We start from the raw sequence: 16,733 nt of genomic DNA, 5'->3' as shown, positions 1-16,733 counted from the left end.
ATGCGGTTGCGGGCAGACCTTGTGTGGGCTGCCGCACGTTGGCACGAAGAAAGTTCGGGAGGGTGCCGCCGGATGGCGGCGGCGCGCCCCCGCGGCATTGATGCGCGGGGCTTGCGCCGGAACGACGAAGTGACCGATACGCGCTTACGCGCCGGCTTTGGGGGCGGTTTCGCCGGCCTCGGCCGCGTTGTCCGGGGGCACGATCCAGCTTTCGATGACGGCATGGGCCTCATCGAGCCCCACACGCTTGAGCGCCGAAAAGAGCTGCGCGCTCAGCTTGCCCTGATAGCCCTGTTGCCGGTATTCGTCGAACGCCTTGTTCGTCGAACGCAGCGCGAGCACGCTCTCCTGACGCGTCAATTTGTCGCATTTCGTCAGGAGTGCGTGAATCGGCTTACCGGTGGGCGCAAACCACTCGATCATGCGGCGGTCCAGTTCGGTCAGTGGGCGGCGCGCGTCCATCATCAGCACGAGACCGCTCAGTTGCGCGCGCGTTTGCAGATAGACCGACAGCAGATGCTGCCAGTGCTGCTTCGCCGCTTCCGGCACTTCCGCATAGCCGTAGCCGGGCAGGTCGACCAGATAGCCGGACGGTTCGTCGGCCGGACCCACCGAGAAATAGTTGATGTGCTGCGTGCGGCCAGGCGTCTTCGACGCGAAGGCGAGGCGCTTCTGGTTGCACAGCAGATTGATCGCGGTCGATTTGCCCGCATTTGAGCGGCCGGCGAACGCCACTTCCGGCCGCGCCGTGGCGGGCAGGTCGCGCAGGTGATTCACCGTCGTGAAGAAACGGGCTTGATGCAGCAGGAAGGCCATCTGTAGGACCACATTATGAAATAACGAGGCGGCTGGCCTGCCTCGCCCGGCGGCGCCCGGGAACGATATTGAGATATCGGGGAGAGGCCCGATTGGCGCGGTTGCGCCTTGCGCGCTATTGTACAATGCGACGGTTTACTGAATACCCGTGAGGCCGGCGCGGGCCTTTCGAGCGAGATCGGTCGCTGTCGTACATTGCAGAACCTGATTCCCACAAGACGAAACAAGGTGCGCGAATGAATCGACTGTGCAAGTCCCTGAAAGTACTCAATTTTGCGATTGTTACGATAACGGCAGGTCTTGCAGCAGGGGTGTCGATGATAGCGATGGCGGCGGACCCGGCAACCCCGGCGAAACCAGACCTTGCGCGGGGGCAGGCGATCGCGGCGCAGGTGTGCGCGGCCTGTCACGCGGCCGATGGCAACAGTGCGGGCGGCGCCTATCCGAAGCTCGCCGGCCAGCACGCCGACTACCTCGTCAAACAGCTCAAGGATTTCAAGCCGCAACCCGGCGGCAAGCCCCCCGTGCGAAATAATGCGATTATGGCGGGCTTCGCATCGGCGCTGTCCGATCAGGATATGATCAACGTCGCCGCCTGGTTCGCGTCGCAGACGCCCAAGCCCGGTTTCGCCCACGACGCGAAGACCGTGCCGCTCGGCCAGAAGATCTGGCGCGGCGGTATCGCCGACAAAGGCGTGCCCGCCTGCGCTGCCTGCCACGGCCCGACCGGGCAGGGCATTCCGATCCAGTATCCGCGACTGTCGGGCCAGTGGTCGGAGTATCTCGTTACGCAGCTCACCGCTTTCCAGCAGGGCACGCGCAACAACAACGAGCCGATGCACACGATCTCGCACCGTCTGTCGGACGACGAAATCAAGGCGGTGGCGGATTACGCGGCCGGTCTGCATTGACCGTTTCGCCGGAGTCGAAGAACAAGAAAAGGGTGTGGGCACCGCGCGCATGCGGCGGTCCTGCACCCTTTTTTGCTGTAAGCGCGCACGTCGTGCGCACTCGAAGCGGAGTTTGAATGAGCGTCACCACGCAGGGTCTGCAGTTGAATGTCCGCCAGAAGGCGGTGAGAAGCGCCATCGAGCTGCTCAGTTCGATGCGTTTTGCCATTGCGCTGCTGGTCGTGCTGGCCATCGCGAGCATCATCGGCACGGTGCTCACGCAGGACGACCCCTATCCGAACTATGTGAATCAGTTCGGCCCGTTCTGGGCCGACATCTTCCGCTCGCTGAGCCTCTACACGGTCTACAGCGCGTGGTGGTTCATGACGATCCTCGGCTTTCTCGTCGTGTCGATCTCGCTGTGCGTGATCCGCAACGGCCCGAAGATGATCGCCGACATGAAAAGCTGGAAGGACAAGGTGCGCGAAGGCAGCCTGCGCGCCTTCCACCACAAGGGCGAGTTCGCGCTCGACGGCGCGACGCGCGAGCAGACCGCCGCCACGCTCAGCAAGCTGGCGGGCCGCCTCGGCTACCGCTTCGTCACGCGCGAGACCGACGGCGCCACGCTGATCGCGGCCAAGCGCGGCGCGCTCACGAAGATCGGCTATATCTTCGCTCACCTTGCGATCGTGGTGATCTGCATCGGCGGTCTGCTCGACAGCAACCTGCCGATCAAATTCCAGATGTGGCTGTTCGACAAATCGCCGATCCGCAGCAACGCGGTCATCAACGACATCTCGCCCGAACATCGCCTCTCGGCCTCGAACCCCACCTTCCGCGGCTACGCGTGGGTGCCCGAAGGCCAGTTCGTTTCCACGGCCATCCTGAACCAGCCCGACGGCTCGCTGATTCAGGATCTGCCGTTCTCGATCCAGCTCAACAAGTTCATCGTCGACTACTACTCGACCGGCATGCCCAAGCTGTTCGCGAGCGACATCGTCGTGATCGATCACCAGACCGGCAAGCGCATTCCGGCGCGCATCGAGGTGAACGAGCCGTTCACGTACGACGGCGTGTCGATCTACCAGTCGAGCTTCCAGGACGGCGGCTCGCAGATGCAGATGACCGCCTGGCCGATGAACGGTGCGAGCGCGAAGAGTTTCCCGTTCGGCGGCACGATCGGCAACTCGGCGCCGCTCAAACTGCCCGCGGGCCAAAGCGTGCCGGGCGTGGACGGCCAGACCATCGAGTTCGCCGATTTCCGCGCCATCAACGTCGAGAACATCTCGAACGGCAGCGGTCAGACCGACGCGCGCGGCGTCGCGCACCAGACGCTCAAGGAAGCGTTCGACGAGCGCCTCGGTTCGGGCGCGAAGAGTTCGAAGCCGCTCGATCTGCATAACGTCGGGCCGTCGGTGCAATACAAGGTGCGCGACAAGGACGGCCAGGCGCGCGAGTACAACAACTACATGCTGCCCGTCGACGTGAACGGCGAGCGCATGTTCCTCGCGGGCATGCGCGAGAACCCCGACGATCCGTTCCGTTACCTGCGCATTCCGGCCGACAGCGGCGGCACCATGAAGGAATGGATGATGCTGCGCGCGGCCTATGAAGATCCGGCGCTGCGCGCCCAGGCGGCGCACCGCTTCGCCGTGCGTTCGGTCCCCGAAGCGAATCGCGAGCTTCAGCAGCATCTCGAAGACAGCGCGCTGCGCGTGCTGACCCTGTTCGCGGGCGCCGACGATTCGACCCAGGCCGCGCCGAAAGCGCAGCAGGGCGGCTTCCAGGCGGTGGCGGCGTTCATCGACAAGTCGGTGCCGAAAGACCAGCAGGAGAAGGCCGCGGGCCTCTTGCTGCGCATGCTCGAAGGCGCGACGTGGGATCTCTGGCAGCTCGCGCGCGAGCAGGCCGGCGAGCCCGATCTGAAGCCGGACGCCGACTCGGCGCGCTTCGTTCAGGACGCGATCAACGCGGTATCCGACAGCTTTCTGTATGGATCGCCTGTCTATCTACAGCTCGATTCATTCAAGCAGGTGCAAGCTTCGGTATTTCAGTTGACGCGCGCACCGGGCAAAAAAGTCGTGTATCTTGGCAGCCTGTTGCTCGTGCTCGGCATCTTCTCGATGTTCTACGTGCGCGAGCGGCGTCTGTGGTTCTGGCTGAAGGACCGGAATGGCGAAGCAGGCGGCGGCGTGAACGTCATCATGGCGATGTCAACCGCGCGCCGTACACTCGACTTCGAGAAGGAATTTGCCCGTACCCGCGAAGCTGTCGCGCGCGCGCTCGGCGCGAAAGCGCAGGCCGCCGAAGACGCTGCCGACGCCGACGCTCACGCCAAGGCGGACCGCAACGCAAACGAAGGCGGGACGGACCGTGCACCTTGATCCTCGCGATCCTTGCGCGCTTTTCACGTTTTGCGCGCGCTTCACGGACATTCACGATCAACACCGGTAAGCCCATGGACTTGACTCAGGTTTCCTCATCCGCAAAGGCCCGCCGCGCAGACCGCGCCGCGGTGCAGACGGCGGCGCACGATTTGCCCGCCGACGACTTCTTCGACGAACGCCCCTTCCTGCGCCGCCTGACGCTGGTCGACTGGCTGTTCGCGCTGGTGCTGGTGGCGGGCGCGGGCTTCGCGCTGTCGCGCTACCACGCGCACATGAACTACTACGACAAGCTCGTGATGTGCGGCACGGTGCCGGCGCTCGTCGTGCTCGGCTGGCGCTGGAAACCGGCGCGTCTGCTGATGGCGGGCATCGCCGTGATGTCGATCGGCGCGATCCAGATCTATCAGGGCGACCTCGCGCGCGCCGACCAGGCGTTCTTCCTCAAGTACTTCCTCTCCAGCCAGTCGGCCATTCTGTGGATGAGCGCGCTGTTCGTGCTCGCCACGCTGTTCTACTGGATCGGCCTGCTCTCGCGCTCGCCCTCGGGCGGCTCGATCGGCTCGAAGCTGACCTGGGCGGCCGTGTTGATGGGCTTCACGGGTCTGATGGTGCGCTGGTACGAGTCCTACCTGATCGGCGCGGACGTCGGCCATATTCCCATCTCGAACCTCTACGAAGTGTTCGTGCTGTTCAGCCTGATCACGGCGCTGTTCTACCTGTATTACGAAAAGCACTACAACACGCGCGCGCTCGGCGCCTTCGTGCTGCTCGTGATCAGCGCGGCCGTGGGCTTCCTGATGTGGTACTCGATCTCGCGCGACGCGCAGCAGATCCAGCCGCTCGTGCCCGCGCTGCAAAGCTGGTGGATGAAGATCCACGTGCCGGCGAACTTCATCGGCTACGGCAGCTTCGCGTTGTCGGCGATGGTGGGCGTGGCCTACATCATGAAGGAGCGCGGCATGCTGGCGGACCGCCTGCCCGCGCTGGAGGTGCTCGACGACGTCATGTACAAGTCGATCGCCGTCGGCTTCGCGTTCTTCACCATCGCCACGATTCTCGGCGCGCTGTGGGCCGCGCAGGCATGGGGCGGCTACTGGAGCTGGGACCCGAAGGAAACCTGGGCGCTGATCGTCTGGCTGAACTACGCCGCCTGGCTGCACATGCGCCTCATGAAGGGCCTGCGCGGCGGCGTGGCTGCCTGGTGGGCGCTCACGGGCCTGCTGGTCACGACCTTCGCGTTCCTCGGCGTGAACATGTTCCTCTCGGGGCTGCATAGTTACGGCAAGCTGTAACCGGTCTGCGCCGCACAACGAACTCACCGCCGGACGCCACGCGCTCCGGCGGTTTTTTTTCGTCGGATGGGAAGGATTGCGCGGCGCGTGCGTTTGCCGTGTTACAGGGCTCCGAACCATCGTGTGCGGAGCCGGTCGACAGTCAGGAAACACCCAGGCAGGCGGTGGAAAGCAGACGAGGGCAACATCATGTGGACGAAGCGCAGCAGCAGGATCATCCTCACCGGCGACGACATCGCCGCAAGCGAGATCACGCCGCAAAAGGTGTTCGAACAGCGCCGGCGAGTGATGAAGGCGGCCGGCGCGCTGGCGCTCGGCGGCATGACGGGCGGTGTCGGCGCGTTCGGCTTGTTGGGGGGCGCGCGCGAGGCGTTCGCGGAATACGCGCCGGGCGACCCGAAAGCGATCAAGCTGGCCGCGAAGACCAACCCGAAGTTCGTCGCGCCCGACAAGGCCACGCCGTACAAGGACGTGACGACCTACAACAACTTCTACGAGTTCGGCACCGACAAGGGCGATCCGGCGCAGAACGCCGGCACGCTGCGTCCGCGTCCGTGGAAGGTGAGCGTGGAAGGCGAGGTGAAGAACGCGAAGGTCTGGGACATCGACGACATCCTCAAGATCGCGCCGCTTGAGGAGCGCGTGTACCGCCACCGCTGCGTGGAAGGCTGGTCGATGGTGATTCCGTGGATCGGCATCTCGCTGTCCGAGCTGGTCAAGCGCGCACAGCCGACCGGCAACGCGAAATACGTGCAATTCATCACGCTCGCCGACCGCTCGCAGATGCCGGGCCTCGCCGAGCCGATTCTCGACTGGCCGTATTCCGAAGGCCTGCGCATGGACGAAGCGATGAATCCGCTCACGCTGCTCACCGTCGGGCTCTACGGGCAGGTGCTGCCGAACCAGAACGGCGCGCCGGTGCGCGTGGTGATTCCGTGGAAGTACGGCTTCAAGAGCGCGAAGTCGCTGGTGAAGATCCGCTTCGTCGAGAAGCAGCCGCCGACGAGCTGGAACACCTACGCGTCCAACGAGTACGGCTTCTTTTCGAACGTGAATCCGAACGTCGATCACCCGCGCTGGAGCCAGGCGACCGAGCGGCGGATCGGCGAGGACGGTTTTTTCACGCCCAAGCGCAAGACGCTGATGTACAACGGCTACGGCGATCTGGTGGCGTCGATGTATCAGGGCATGGATCTGCGCAAGAACTTCTGAGCATGCGATGGAGCACAACGTGAATTCGACCCGCGAGGCCAACGAAGCGACGGACGCGACCGCCCGCCGTGTCGGCGGCGCGCCGTCCGCGCAGGCGAAAGCCCGTGCCGCGAGCGGTCCGCGCTGGCTGCCGTGGCTGTCGTGGCTGAAGGGCGCGGTGTTCGTCGCTTCGCTGTATCCGCTCGCGCGTATCGTGCTGTTCGGCTTCACCGACCGGCTGGGCGCGAATCCGATCGAATTCATCACGCGCTCGACGGGACTCTGGACGCTCGTGTTCCTCTGCATCACGCTGGCCGTCACGCCGCTGCGCCGTCTCACGGGCTGGACCGCGCTCGTGCGCTTGCGGCGCATGCTTGGCCTGTACGCGTTTTTCTACGCGGCGCTGCACTTCACGACTTACATCTGGTTCGACAAATGGTTCGACGTGGCCGCGATGCTCAAGGACGTCGGCAAGCGGCCCTTCATCACGGTGGGTTTCGCGGCCTTCGTGCTGCTGATTCCGCTTGCCGTCACCTCGACGCGCGCGATGGCGCGCAAGCTCGGCCGCCGCTGGCAGACGCTGCACCGGCTGATCTATGCGATCGGCGTGCTCGCGATTCTGCATTTCTGGTGGATGAAGGCCGGCAAGCACGATCTCGCGCTGCCGAAGCTCTACGGCGCGATCATGCTCGTGCTGCTCGGCTGGCGGATCGGCGCGTGGCTAGTCGCGCGCTTCAAGGCGGGCGGGCCGACGCGCGCGGCTTGAGCGCCGTGGGTTCTCCGCCCGCGCAATAAAAAAGCGACGCACGCGGCGTCGCTTTTTCGTTTCATGCGGTCGGCAACACAGCCCGACGATCAGGTCAGTCCAATCAATCCGGCAGCAGATGCTCGCCCGCGAACAGTTGCGGCACCGTTTCGCGCTCGCGCGCGACGTGCGTGCGAGCACCGTCGACCATGATTTCGGCGGCACGCGGACGCGTGTTGTAGTTCGAGCTCATCGCGAAGCCGTACGCGCCCGCCGAGCGGATCGCCAGCACGTCGCCCGGCTCGATCGCGAGCGTGCGTTCGCGGCCCAGCCAGTCGCCGCTCTCGCACACCGGACCGACGATGTCCCACGTTTTGGCTTCGCCCGCCGGCGTTGCGACCGTCTCGATCGCGTGATACGCCTCGTACATCGCGGGGCGTGCCAGATCGTTCATGGCCGCGTCGACGATCGCGAAGTTCTTTTCCGCGCCGGGCTTGAGGAATTCGACGGTCGTCAGCAGGATGCCTGCATTGCCGACCAGCGAGCGGCCCGGCTCGAACCAGACTTCGCGCGACTTGCCGGTCTTCGCGCCATGCGCCTCGATGCGGTCGAGCACGGTGCGCACGAACGCGCCGATGTCCGGCGGCGTTTCATCGTCGTAGCGGATGCCGAGACCGCCGCCCACGTCGATGTGATGAATTGCGATGCCGTCCGACTCGATCTGGTCGACGAGTTCGAGCACCTTGTCGATGGCGTCGAGATACGGCGCGACTTCGGTGATCTGCGAGCCGATATGGCAGTCGATGCCCACGACCTGCAGATTCGGCATGGCCGCCGCCGCGCGATAGGTGGCGCGCGCGTCTTCGAAGGCGATGCCGAACTTGTTCGACTTCAGGCCCGTGGAAATGTACGGATGCGTTTTCGCGTCGACGTCCGGGTTCACGCGCAGCGACACCGGCGCCTTCTTGCCCAGTTCGCCCGCGACGGCGTTCAGGCGGTCGAGTTCGGGAATCGATTCGACGTTGAAGCACTTCACGCCCGCTTCGAGCGCGACGCGCATTTCGTCGGCATGCTTGCCCACGCCGGAGAACACCGTGTTCTGCGCCTTGCCGCCGGCGGCCAGCACGCGCGCCAGTTCGCCGCCCGACACGATGTCGAAGCCCGCGCCTTCGCGCGCGAATACGTTCAGCACGGCGAGATTGCTGTTGGCCTTCACGGCGACGTGCACGCTCGCGCGGCGGCCCGCGCAGGCGTCGGCGTAGGCGTGCCATGCGCTGCTGAGCGCGGCGCGCGAGTAGACGTAGAGCGGGGTGCCGTACTGCGCGGCGAGGTCGGCGGCGGACACGCCTTCGACGAAAAGCGTGCCGTCGACACGATGAAAAGCGGGCTGGGTCATGCGAGCGTCTGGTTGAGTCGGTGCTATTGAGCGGGCGCGGCGGCCGAGGCCGCTTGCGCGCCGCTGGCGGCCGCGGGCGCGGAATTCAGTTCAGGGTCGGTCGACAGCGACAGCGGCGTCCCGGTGGTATCGGGCACCGAGCCGGCCTGCGCGCCCGAGGCCGCGTTCGGCAGGGTTTGCGCGTTGTCGTCGGGCTGCGTTTCGAAATTCGGTTTCTGCGGGAGCGGCGGCACCGTGGGCATGTAGAGCGGCCCTTTCTGGCCGCAACCCGCGAGTGACGCGGCGCCGATCGCGAAAGCCGTTAGAATCGCGCCGGACGCCGAGATGCGGGATGCCAGTGCGCGCATCCTGGAATTGACACGCATAATTGTCCCTGAATGATTAACCGGTGGAGTTTAGCATGGCAGATAGTGACTACCTGAGCCGCGCGGAGGCCGTGCTGGCGGCCGTCGAGCGCGGTGTCGACGCGAGCGGAGCCGATATCGAGCTCGAGCGCAGCGGCAACGTTCTGACACTCGAATTCGAGAACCGCTCGAAGATCATCGTGAATCTGCAGCCGCCGATGAAGGAGATCTGGATCGCGGCGAAAGCGGGCGGTTTCCATTACCGCTTCATCGACGAGCAATGGCTCGACACGCGCACGGGCACCGAGTTCTTCTCGGCGCTCACCGCGTACGCGACGGAGCAGGCGGGCGAGACGGTGACGTTCACGCCGTGAAGTCGCGATAGCGCGGCCGCAGCATGAAAAACGGGCACCCCTCGGGTGCCCGTTTTGCGTTTGCAGCATCGGTGAATCAGTGCTTGCGGAACAGATTCATGATGTCTTCCTTCTCCTGCGCGTTGACGTGCGCGGGCTCGCTCTCGGACGAACCCTGCGCGCCCTGTTCGCCGCTCGCCGCCGCGTCGAGCGCCGCCTGGCTGATGCCCACCGTGGAGACGAAACCATGGCCCGGCGTGGCGTCGGCGTAATACAGCTCGTCGCCGAGCGTGACGATGCCGTCGGGCATCGGCATCTTGTACTCGGGCACGCCGTTGAGCGCCTTCTGCATGTAGTCGATCCACACGGGCAGCGAAAGGCCGCCGCCGGTTTCGCGGTCGCCGAGGCTGCGCGGATTGTCGTAGCCGATCCACGCGATGGCCGCGAGCGTGTGCTGGTAGCCCGCGAACCAGGCGTCGCGCGAATCGTTGGTCGTACCGGTCTTGCCGCCGAGGTCGGTGCGCTTGAGGACGTTCGACTTCGCGCCCGTGCCGCGCTGCGCCACGCTCTGCAGCAGGCTGTTCATGATGTAGGCGTTGCGCGGATCGATCGCGCGCGGCGCGTTCTGCTCCGCGACGAGCGGCTGCGCCTGCGCGACCACCATGCCGCGCTGATCGGTGACTTCGGCGATCAGATACGGATTCACGCGATAGCCGCCGTTCGCGAACACGGCGTAACCGCCCGCCATCTGCAGCGGCGTGACGAGGCCCGCGCCCAGCGCCATCGGCAGATAGGCCGGATGACGCTCGGCGTCGAAGCCGAAGTGCGTGATGTACTGCTGCGCGTACTTCGTGCCGATGTGGTTGAGGATGCGGATCGACACGAGGTTCTTCGACTTCATGAGCGCCGTGCGCATGGTCATGGGGCCGTCGAAGCCGCCGCCGTAGTTCTTCGGCTCCCACGCCTGGCCGCCGGTTTCCGCCGCGCTGAAGAAGAGCGGCGCGTCGTTGATGATCGTGGCCGGCCCGAGCCCCTTGTCGAGCGACGCCGAATAGATGAACGGCTTGAAGCTCGAACCCGGCTGACGCCACGCCTGCGTGACGTGGTTGAACTTGTTCTTGTTGAAGTCGAAGCCGCCCACCAGCGCGCGGATCGCGCCGTCCTGCGGCACCACCGAGACGAACGCGCCCTCGATCTGCGGCAACTGCGTAATCGACCATTCGCCCGCGTTGTTGCGCGCCACGCGGATGATCGCGCCCGGGCGGATCTTCTGGCTCGGCTGCGCGCGCGCGGAGAGGTTGTACTGCGCGAAGCGCAGGCCGTCGCCGGTGATGCTGGCCGTGTTGCCGTCCATGAAGGTGGCCTGCACTTCCTTCGGGCTCGCCGAGGTGACCACGGCCGCCACGAGTTCGCCGTTGTCCGGATGCTCGATCAAAGCGTCGTCGATGGCCTGTTCGCGGTCGTCGGCGTCGGCGGGCAGGTCGATGAAAGCTTCCGGGCCGCGATAGCCGTGACGCCGCTCGTAATCCATCAGCCCCTTGCGCAGCGCGCGGTAGGCCACGTCCTGGTCGGCGGAATCGATGGTCGTGACCACGTTCAGACCACGCGTGTAGGCCTCTTCGTGGTACTGCGCGTACATCATCTGACGCACCATTTCCGCCACGTACTCCGCGTGCACGCTGAATTCCTTGCCCTGGCCCTTCACGACGAGCGGTTGCGCGGCGGCGTCGTCGTACTGCTGCTGGGTGATGTAATGCAGCTCCAGCATGCGTTCGAGGATGTATTCCTGACGCACCTTCGCGCGCTTCGGATTGACGACCGGGTTATACGCCGACGGCGCCTTCGGCAGCCCCGCGAGCATCGCGCATTCGGCGAGCGTGAGGTCCTTCAGATCCTTGCCGAAGTACACGCGCGCGGCGCTCGCGAAGCCGTAGGCGCGCTGCCCCAGATAGATCTGGTTCATGTAGACCTCGAGGATCTGGTCCTTCGAGAGCTTCGACTCGATCTTGTAGGCGAGCAGCATCTCGTAGATCTTGCGCGTGTAAGTCTTTTCGCTCGACAGGAAGAAGTTGCGCGCCACCTGCATGGTGATCGTGCTCGCGCCCTGCGACGCATGGCCGTTCGTCAGGGCGACGAAGCCCGCGCGCGCGATGCCCGTGAGGTCGACGCCGCCGTGCTCGTAGAAGCGCGCGTCTTCGATGGCGAGGATGGCTTTCTTCAGATTGTCCGGCACGTCCTGGAAATGGACGATGTCGCGCCGCTCCTCGCCGAATTCGCCGATCAGCACGTGGTCGCGCGTGTAGATGCGCAGCGGCACCTTGGGCCGGTAGTCGGTGAGCGCCTCGAGCGACGGCAGATTCGGCGTGGCGACGATCAGCGCGTAGCCGAGCACGAGCGCGACGCACGCGGCGCCGCCCGCGATCAGCACGACAAAACCGATCAGCAGCTTGACCCACCAGGGCCGCTTGCGCCGGGTCGGGGCGGGCGGCTCCGGCGGGGTGGACGGAGCGGACGAGGGAGGCTGGACGTCTTGCATACGGTTACCGGAAAAACAGTCCCGCGATTATAGCCGCCCGCCTCGCGTGCTTTCGGAAAGCTTACGCACGGCTTGAGGCGGGTCGTGCAGCGTCTCGGCCGGTGTATGGCGCAGGTGCAGGGCGGACGCTAGCGGGACAGATGACGCACGACAGAGTGCTCACTCTAGCCGCGTCTCATGGCGCGGAGAAGCATCCCGGTCGCATTCGCTGCGAGATTGGCCATCCGGCCGAGTGTTCGCGCGAGCGGACGCTTCGCACAATCCCAGCAACGCGCCACGAACGGTTCGCGGCGCAAAGCACACGGGAGAAATGCGATGAGCCTGCTCAATCCGCTGTTGTTGAATGCTCGCCGTCATGCCGCTGGCGTCGACGTGAGCGCGCGCGGCATCACGCTGGTCGTGCTCAGCGAGCCGCTGTTCGGCGGCGGTCCGCTGCGCATCGAGTGGCTGGCGCGTGCGCCGCTGGGGCGCGAGGTGCTGTCGGGCGCGGAGATCGCTGACCGCACGGCGCTGGCGGCGGCGTTGCGCGCGCTGTTCGGCGCGCTGCCTCGGGCGTGCGCCCAGGCCGGTCTGCGCTGTGCGATGGCCTTGCCCACGGGCGCGACGCTGCTGGCCACGGTGCCGCTCGCGCGGCTCGTGCCGGAGGCCGGGTCGCCTGCGTGGCGGGCGGACGTGTCGGGGCTTTATACGGAGCTCGAACCGCTGGTGCTGGCCGAGGCCGAGCGCGTGGCGGGCATCGAGCGGCATGAGCTGGCGGTCGACTGGCAGGTGGGTCCGTTCGGGTCCATCTATTCGCTCGGCTCGTGCGATTCGCCCGATTCGCCTGGCTCGTCGGGTGCGTCGGCCCTCGGCACGGCTGCGCTGCGCGAGGCGCGCGTGACGATCGCGGCCACGGCGCGCGCGCATCTCGAAACGCGTATCGAGTGCGCGGCGATGGCGGGCATCACGCTCTGCGCGCTGGACGACGAAGCGCACGCGGCGCTGCGTGCGATGCGCCACGCGGCGGCGTTCGAGTTGCCGCCGCACGAGACCTGGGCCGCGCTCTGGGTCGGCGCCGACGGCATACACGGCTGGCTCGTCGCCGACGAATCCGTCACCCGCCGCATGCGTTTTCCCGCGCTCGAGTACGCCGATTTCGTCGAGGCGTTGCGCGATCTGGCGAGCGGCGCGCAGGTCGGCTGCACGCTGGTGTCGGGCGATCTCTCGATGCTGGCGGGCGTGCAGTTTTCGCTCGCGGATATCGGCGACGTGCTCGGCAGTCCGGTGCTGCCGTTCGAATGCGCGCCGCTCGCCGATGCCGACACCGAACAACCGCTCGACGTCGGCCTGCTGCACGACCCGTCGTGCGTGGTCGCCTTCGGCCTCGCACTGCGTGGGGTGAGCGAATGAGGCGGCGCGCGAAGATGGCTGGCGCGCGCGAGGGTTTCAATCTACTGCCGTGGCGGCCGGGGGCGGTGCGGCGCGTGCGTCGGCGTCGCGCGCTCGAATGGCTCGCGGCGGCGGTTTTAGGTGGCGTGTGCGGCTGCGCGGTCGCGGGCTGGCAGCACGTCGAGCAGACACGCCTGGCGACGCGGCACGCGGCACTGGAGCGGCAACTCGCGCAACTGGGCGCGCCGCTCGCCGAGGCGCAACGGCTCGCTCGGGAGACACGCGCGCGGCAGCTTGCCTCGAGTGAAGCGCGCGAGCGGGCGCGCCCTTTCCAGCGGTTGTTCGCGCTCGTCGACGGCCTGGCGCGGGCGCGCACCGAAGGCGTCGCGCTCGAACAACTGGCCCAGCACGGCGACGCCACCGAGTTGCTGGCCAACGCCGCCGACGAGATCGCGGCGGCGGCGTGGCTCGAACGCCTGCGCGCGCTGCCCGAGGTCGAGGCCGTGAGCGTGCAGGAGATGAAGCGCGCGCAGGAGGCGGGCGGCGCACGTTCGCGCGGTGGATCAGGCGCGAGCGTCCCGCATCGCGTCGAGCCGATTCGCGTGGCTGCGCGGCTCGTCTGGAAAGGCGCGACTGCACCGGCTTCGGCTTCGGATTCGGTCTCGACTGCGCCGGCGAAGGAGGCGAAATGAACGCCATGTCGACGTTGCGCGGCTGGCGGCCGCTACACACATGGACGCGAAGACGGCGCGCGCTGGTCGCCGCGACGCTCGCGATGCTTGCCGCGTTGCTGAGCGGTATCGCGTGTTTTCTCACCGATGCCGGCGGCGCGCAGGCGGCCCGAAGCGCGCTGGCCCAAGGCGAGGCGCGGCTCGCGGACGCCCGGCGGACGCTCGCGCGATTGCCCGCGCTGCGCCGCGAAGCCGAAGGCTGGCCGCGCGACGCAAGACTGACGGGATCGGCGGAATCGGAGCAAGCGAACACGAGCGCCGACGACATCCGCAGCGTCTCCCGGCTGGCGGCAGACGCCGGACTTGTCTTGATCGCGCTGGAACCTGCCGCGCCGGGCGGCGCGAAAGCGCAGGCGTTCCGCGCGACCAAACTCGCGGCACAGGGCGGTTTCGCCCAGCTTCGCGCCTTTCTCGAAGGACTGGCCGAGTGGCCCGAACTCGCGGTGCCTGCGGACATCGTCGTTCGGCGCAACGGCAGCGCGCTTGCCATCGCGGCTACGCTGCACGTTTTCGGCGGTTTGCCCGCCGTCGCGATCGAAGCGGCCGACGGCGCCGAAGTCGCCGCAATCGAAGAACGGACCGATGCCGCGCGCGATCCGTTCGCGAGCCGGTTTGCGCTCGCAGCGGGCGGCGGCGCTGCGTCGGGCGTGCAGGGCGATGGCGCGCTGCGGCTCGTCGGCACGCTGAGCGAGCGTGGACGCGTGCTCGCGCTGATCGAAACCGCCGACGGCACGCTCGCCGTTCAGCCAGGCGCTTCGCTCGCGGGCGCACGCGTGACGGGCGTGGGTCCGGAGCGGGTCGTCCTGTCCGTCGAGGGCGCGACGCAGGTGCTGAACTGGGCGGAGGCGCAGCCATGAAACGCGTTGGCTCGATTCGGCTTCTTTCCCGTTTGCTCGTTTGGCCGCTGCTCGTGCTTGCGCCGGCCGCACGCGCTGCGTTGCCGCCGGCGCCGCCACCGTTGCCGACGCCCGCGTGGCGTACGGCGGCGCAGATGATCGCGCGCCACGAAGTGCCGCCCTTGCCCGAAGGCGAGCAGGCCGACGCGCCCGCGGGCTGGACCGCCAACCCATTTTCGACGACGCAGGACACGCCTGCCGATCCTGCTGACGAGCGACCGGCCGCGCCGCCGTCCACGAATGGCGCGGACGCAGCGCCCACGGCGGTGCCCATCGCCGCGCCCGAGCCGCTCGAAGGGCCGCCGGTGCCGCTGCCCGCGCCGTCGCGTCTTGCCGACACAGCGTCCGGGAGCGACGGCCTGCCGCCCGACCGTCCGATCTCGCTCAACTTCCAGCGCGCGGAACTTACCGCCGTGCTGCATGCCTTCGCGCAGTTCACGCGGCTGAACATCGTCGCGAGCGAGCGCGTGCGCGGCCAGATCACGCTACGCCTCGACCGCGTGCCGTGGCGCGCGGCCTTCGATCTGCTGCTGGAGTCGAACGGCCTCGCGATGGAGCGGCACGGCGGCGTGCTTTGGGTCGCGCCCGCCGCGGATCTCGCCGCGCGCGAGCGGCTGCGTTTCGAGGCGCATGCGCGCGCCGCCGAGCTCGAACCGCTCGCGAGCCGTGCGTTCGAGCTGCACTACGCGCGCGCTGAGGACCTGCGGCGGCTGCTGAGCGGTTCCGGCACGCAGCGCGCGCTGTCCAAACGCGGCGCGGCAGTCGCGGACGCGCGCACGAACCTGTTGTTCGTCACCGATCTGGCGGGGCGGCTCGATCAGATCGCCGACCTGATCCGGCGGCTGGACGCGCCCGCGCGACAGGTGCTGATCGAAGCGCGTATCGTCGAAGGCGACGAGGGCTTGTCGCGCGAACTGGGCGTGCGGCTCGGCGTGACGCCGAACGCGGTCGAAGGCACGGCGCGCGGCGTGCGCGGCAGCGCCGCCGACGGCACGCTCTATGATCTGGGGGCGGGAGCGATCAACGGTTTCGCGGCCGCGCAACTCGGCCTGACGTTGCTCGCCGCCCGCGCGACCCGGCTGCTCGACATCGAATTGAGCGCGCTGGAGGCGCAGGGGCGCGGGCGCGTGGTGTCGAGTCCGCGCGTGGTGACGGCGGATCGCACCAAGGCTGTGGTCGAGCAGGGCACCGAGCTGCCGTATCAGGCCAAGGTCGGGCAAGGTGTATCGGGCGTGCAGTTTCGGCGCGCAAGCCTGAAACTGGAGGTCGAGCCGCAGATCACGCCGGACGGCCGCGTGATTCTCGACCTCGACGTCGCGAAGGACAGCGTGGGCGAGCAGACCGCCGCGGGGCCCGCGATCAACACGAAACATGTGCAGACGCGCGTCGAAATCGAGGATGGCGGGACGGTCTCGATCGGGGGGATCGATGCGACCGACGACCGCGATGATGTGACGCGCGTGCCGCTCCTGGGCAAAATACCGCTTTTGGGCGCGCTTTTTTCGCATCGCGCGCATTGGGACAAACGCAGCGAACTGGTGGTGTTCATCACGCCGCGCGTGGTCACCGGCGATTAACGGGTGACCACGCGGGTGACTACGCGGGTGACTACGCGGTGATCGCACTGAGCCGTCCGCCGGTTTGCGGCGGCCCCACGCGGATCATGTCGCGTGCGCAGATCGCGCACGAACCGGCCCCAAATCGGCGGAAATTCGCGCGAAAAAGCGGGTTTATCCGCTTCGGGGCCGGATCGCGCGGGCCGCAGGCTCGACAACGCCGCCGCTTTGC

General features: G+C 67.1%; 14 protein-coding genes. 10 read left to right on the top strand and 4 right to left on the bottom strand.

All coding sequences use genetic code 11. The annotated features are described in order from the left end of the window. Positions 1–144: 144 nt before the first annotated feature. A complete protein-coding gene (gene yihA / locus SB764_RS31570; RefSeq protein WP_065062770.1) occupies positions 145–816 on the bottom strand; it encodes a ribosome biogenesis GTP-binding protein YihA/YsxC in 672 nt (223 codons plus the stop codon). A 236-nt stretch (positions 817–1,052) separates the two neighbouring features. Here yihA and SB764_RS31565 point away from each other — a divergent pair, with 236 nt between their 5' ends. The 5 genes from SB764_RS31565 to msrQ all read left to right on the top strand — a co-directional run bounded on the left by SB764_RS31565 (position 1,053) and on the right by msrQ (position 7,342). Beyond that, the gene (locus SB764_RS31565) at positions 1,053–1,727 is read left to right on the top strand and encodes a c-type cytochrome (protein ID WP_065062769.1); all 675 of its coding nucleotides are present in this window, start codon (positions 1,053–1,055) and stop codon (positions 1,725–1,727) included. A 116-nt stretch (positions 1,728–1,843) separates the two neighbouring features. Continuing rightward, entirely contained in the window at positions 1,844–4,090 is a 2,247-nt protein-coding gene (locus SB764_RS31560; protein ID WP_183716803.1) for a cytochrome c biogenesis protein ResB, read from the top strand. Between the two features lie 74 nt (positions 4,091–4,164). Continuing rightward, complete coding sequence (gene ccsB, locus SB764_RS31555) at positions 4,165–5,385, top strand: c-type cytochrome biogenesis protein CcsB (protein ID WP_065062765.1); 1,221 nt, start codon at positions 4,165–4,167, stop codon at positions 5,383–5,385. A 189-nt stretch (positions 5,386–5,574) separates the two neighbouring features. Continuing rightward, on the top strand, positions 5,575–6,597 hold the full coding sequence (msrP, locus tag SB764_RS31550) for a protein-methionine-sulfoxide reductase catalytic subunit MsrP (protein WP_065062763.1): 1,023 nt from the start codon (positions 5,575–5,577) through the stop codon (positions 6,595–6,597). A 7-nt stretch (positions 6,598–6,604) separates the two neighbouring features. Further along, entirely contained in the window at positions 6,605–7,342 is a 738-nt protein-coding gene (msrQ, locus tag SB764_RS31545; RefSeq protein WP_410865925.1) for a protein-methionine-sulfoxide reductase heme-binding subunit MsrQ, read from the top strand. A gap of 103 nt (positions 7,343–7,445) precedes the next feature. Here the strand turns inward: msrQ and lysA are convergent, their stop codons facing one another. Both lysA and lptM read right to left on the bottom strand, forming a co-directional pair. Beyond that, positions 7,446–8,717 carry a diaminopimelate decarboxylase gene (gene lysA, locus SB764_RS31540; protein ID WP_065062759.1) on the bottom strand — a complete coding sequence of 424 codons (1,272 nt, stop codon included), beginning with the start codon at positions 8,715–8,717 and terminating at the stop codon, positions 7,446–7,448. Positions 8,718–8,740: 23 nt separating this feature from the next. Continuing rightward, positions 8,741–9,064 carry an LPS translocon maturation chaperone LptM gene (lptM, locus tag SB764_RS31535; protein WP_065062757.1) on the bottom strand — a complete coding sequence of 108 codons (324 nt, stop codon included), beginning with the start codon at positions 9,062–9,064 and terminating at the stop codon, positions 8,741–8,743. Positions 9,065–9,117: 53 nt separating this feature from the next. Between lptM and cyaY the strand changes: the two genes are divergently transcribed. Then, entirely contained in the window at positions 9,118–9,435 is a 318-nt protein-coding gene (gene cyaY / locus SB764_RS31530; protein WP_065062754.1) for an iron donor protein CyaY, read from the top strand. 76 nt (positions 9,436–9,511) lie between these two features. On the opposite strand, the gene SB764_RS31525 is transcribed toward cyaY, so the two are convergent. Continuing rightward, positions 9,512–11,950: a penicillin-binding protein 1A gene (locus SB764_RS31525; protein WP_110328886.1), complete on the bottom strand. Its 2,439-nt coding sequence runs from the start codon at positions 11,948–11,950 to the stop codon at positions 9,512–9,514. A 315-nt stretch (positions 11,951–12,265) separates the two neighbouring features. Between SB764_RS31525 and SB764_RS31520 the strand changes: the two genes are divergently transcribed. The 4 genes from SB764_RS31520 to pilQ all read left to right on the top strand — a co-directional run bounded on the left by SB764_RS31520 (position 12,266) and on the right by pilQ (position 16,522). Then, the gene (locus SB764_RS31520; RefSeq protein ID WP_410865924.1) at positions 12,266–13,339 is read left to right on the top strand and encodes a pilus assembly protein PilM; all 1,074 of its coding nucleotides are present in this window, start codon (positions 12,266–12,268) and stop codon (positions 13,337–13,339) included. A gap of 74 nt (positions 13,340–13,413) precedes the next feature. After that, positions 13,414–14,010, top strand: coding sequence for a PilN domain-containing protein (locus SB764_RS31515; protein ID WP_321867050.1), 597 nt, complete (start codon positions 13,414–13,416; stop codon positions 14,008–14,010). Next, entirely contained in the window at positions 14,007–14,906 is a 900-nt protein-coding gene (locus SB764_RS31510) for a hypothetical protein (protein WP_410865923.1), read from the top strand. The genes SB764_RS31515 and SB764_RS31510 overlap by 4 nt, the downstream gene beginning before the upstream one ends. Next, positions 14,903–16,522: a type IV pilus secretin PilQ gene (gene pilQ, locus SB764_RS31505; RefSeq protein WP_410865922.1), complete on the top strand. Its 1,620-nt coding sequence runs from the start codon at positions 14,903–14,905 to the stop codon at positions 16,520–16,522. Before SB764_RS31510 ends, pilQ begins: the two co-directional genes overlap by 4 nt. The last annotated feature ends 211 nt before the right edge of the window (positions 16,523–16,733 follow it).

This window comes from Paraburkholderia sp. SIMBA_027 (assembly GCF_046535315.1).
Classification (GTDB): Bacteria; Pseudomonadota; Gammaproteobacteria; order Burkholderiales; family Burkholderiaceae; genus Paraburkholderia; species Paraburkholderia tropica.
The sequence above is the reverse complement of the archived record's forward strand: the minus strand, read 5'-3'. Positions and strand labels throughout refer to the sequence as shown.

Excerpts from the sequence above, each read along its gene's own strand:
- pilQ (WP_410865922.1), top strand. The coding sequence starts at position 14,903 with ATGAAACGCGTTGGCTCGATTCGGCTTCTTTCCCGTTTGCTCGTTTGG.
- SB764_RS31560 (WP_183716803.1), top strand. The coding sequence starts at position 1,844 with ATGAGCGTCACCACGCAGGGTCTGCAGTTGAATGTCCGCCAGAAGGCG.
- SB764_RS31510 (WP_410865923.1), top strand. The coding sequence starts at position 14,007 with ATGAACGCCATGTCGACGTTGCGCGGCTGGCGGCCGCTACACACATGG.
- SB764_RS31565 (WP_065062769.1), top strand. The coding sequence starts at position 1,053 with ATGAATCGACTGTGCAAGTCCCTGAAAGTACTCAATTTTGCGATTGTT.
- msrP (WP_065062763.1), top strand. The coding sequence starts at position 5,575 with ATGTGGACGAAGCGCAGCAGCAGGATCATCCTCACCGGCGACGACATC.
- SB764_RS31525 (WP_110328886.1), bottom strand. The coding sequence starts at position 11,950 with ATGCAAGACGTCCAGCCTCCCTCGTCCGCTCCGTCCACCCCGCCGGAG.
- SB764_RS31520 (WP_410865924.1), top strand. The coding sequence starts at position 12,266 with ATGAGCCTGCTCAATCCGCTGTTGTTGAATGCTCGCCGTCATGCCGCT.
- yihA (WP_065062770.1), bottom strand. The coding sequence starts at position 816 with ATGGCCTTCCTGCTGCATCAAGCCCGTTTCTTCACGACGGTGAATCAC.
- ccsB (WP_065062765.1), top strand. The coding sequence starts at position 4,165 with ATGGACTTGACTCAGGTTTCCTCATCCGCAAAGGCCCGCCGCGCAGAC.
- lysA (WP_065062759.1), bottom strand. The coding sequence starts at position 8,717 with ATGACCCAGCCCGCTTTTCATCGTGTCGACGGCACGCTTTTCGTCGAA.
- cyaY (WP_065062754.1), top strand. The coding sequence starts at position 9,118 with ATGGCAGATAGTGACTACCTGAGCCGCGCGGAGGCCGTGCTGGCGGCC.
- msrQ (WP_410865925.1), top strand. The coding sequence starts at position 6,605 with ATGGAGCACAACGTGAATTCGACCCGCGAGGCCAACGAAGCGACGGAC.
- lptM (WP_065062757.1), bottom strand. The coding sequence starts at position 9,064 with ATGCGCGCACTGGCATCCCGCATCTCGGCGTCCGGCGCGATTCTAACG.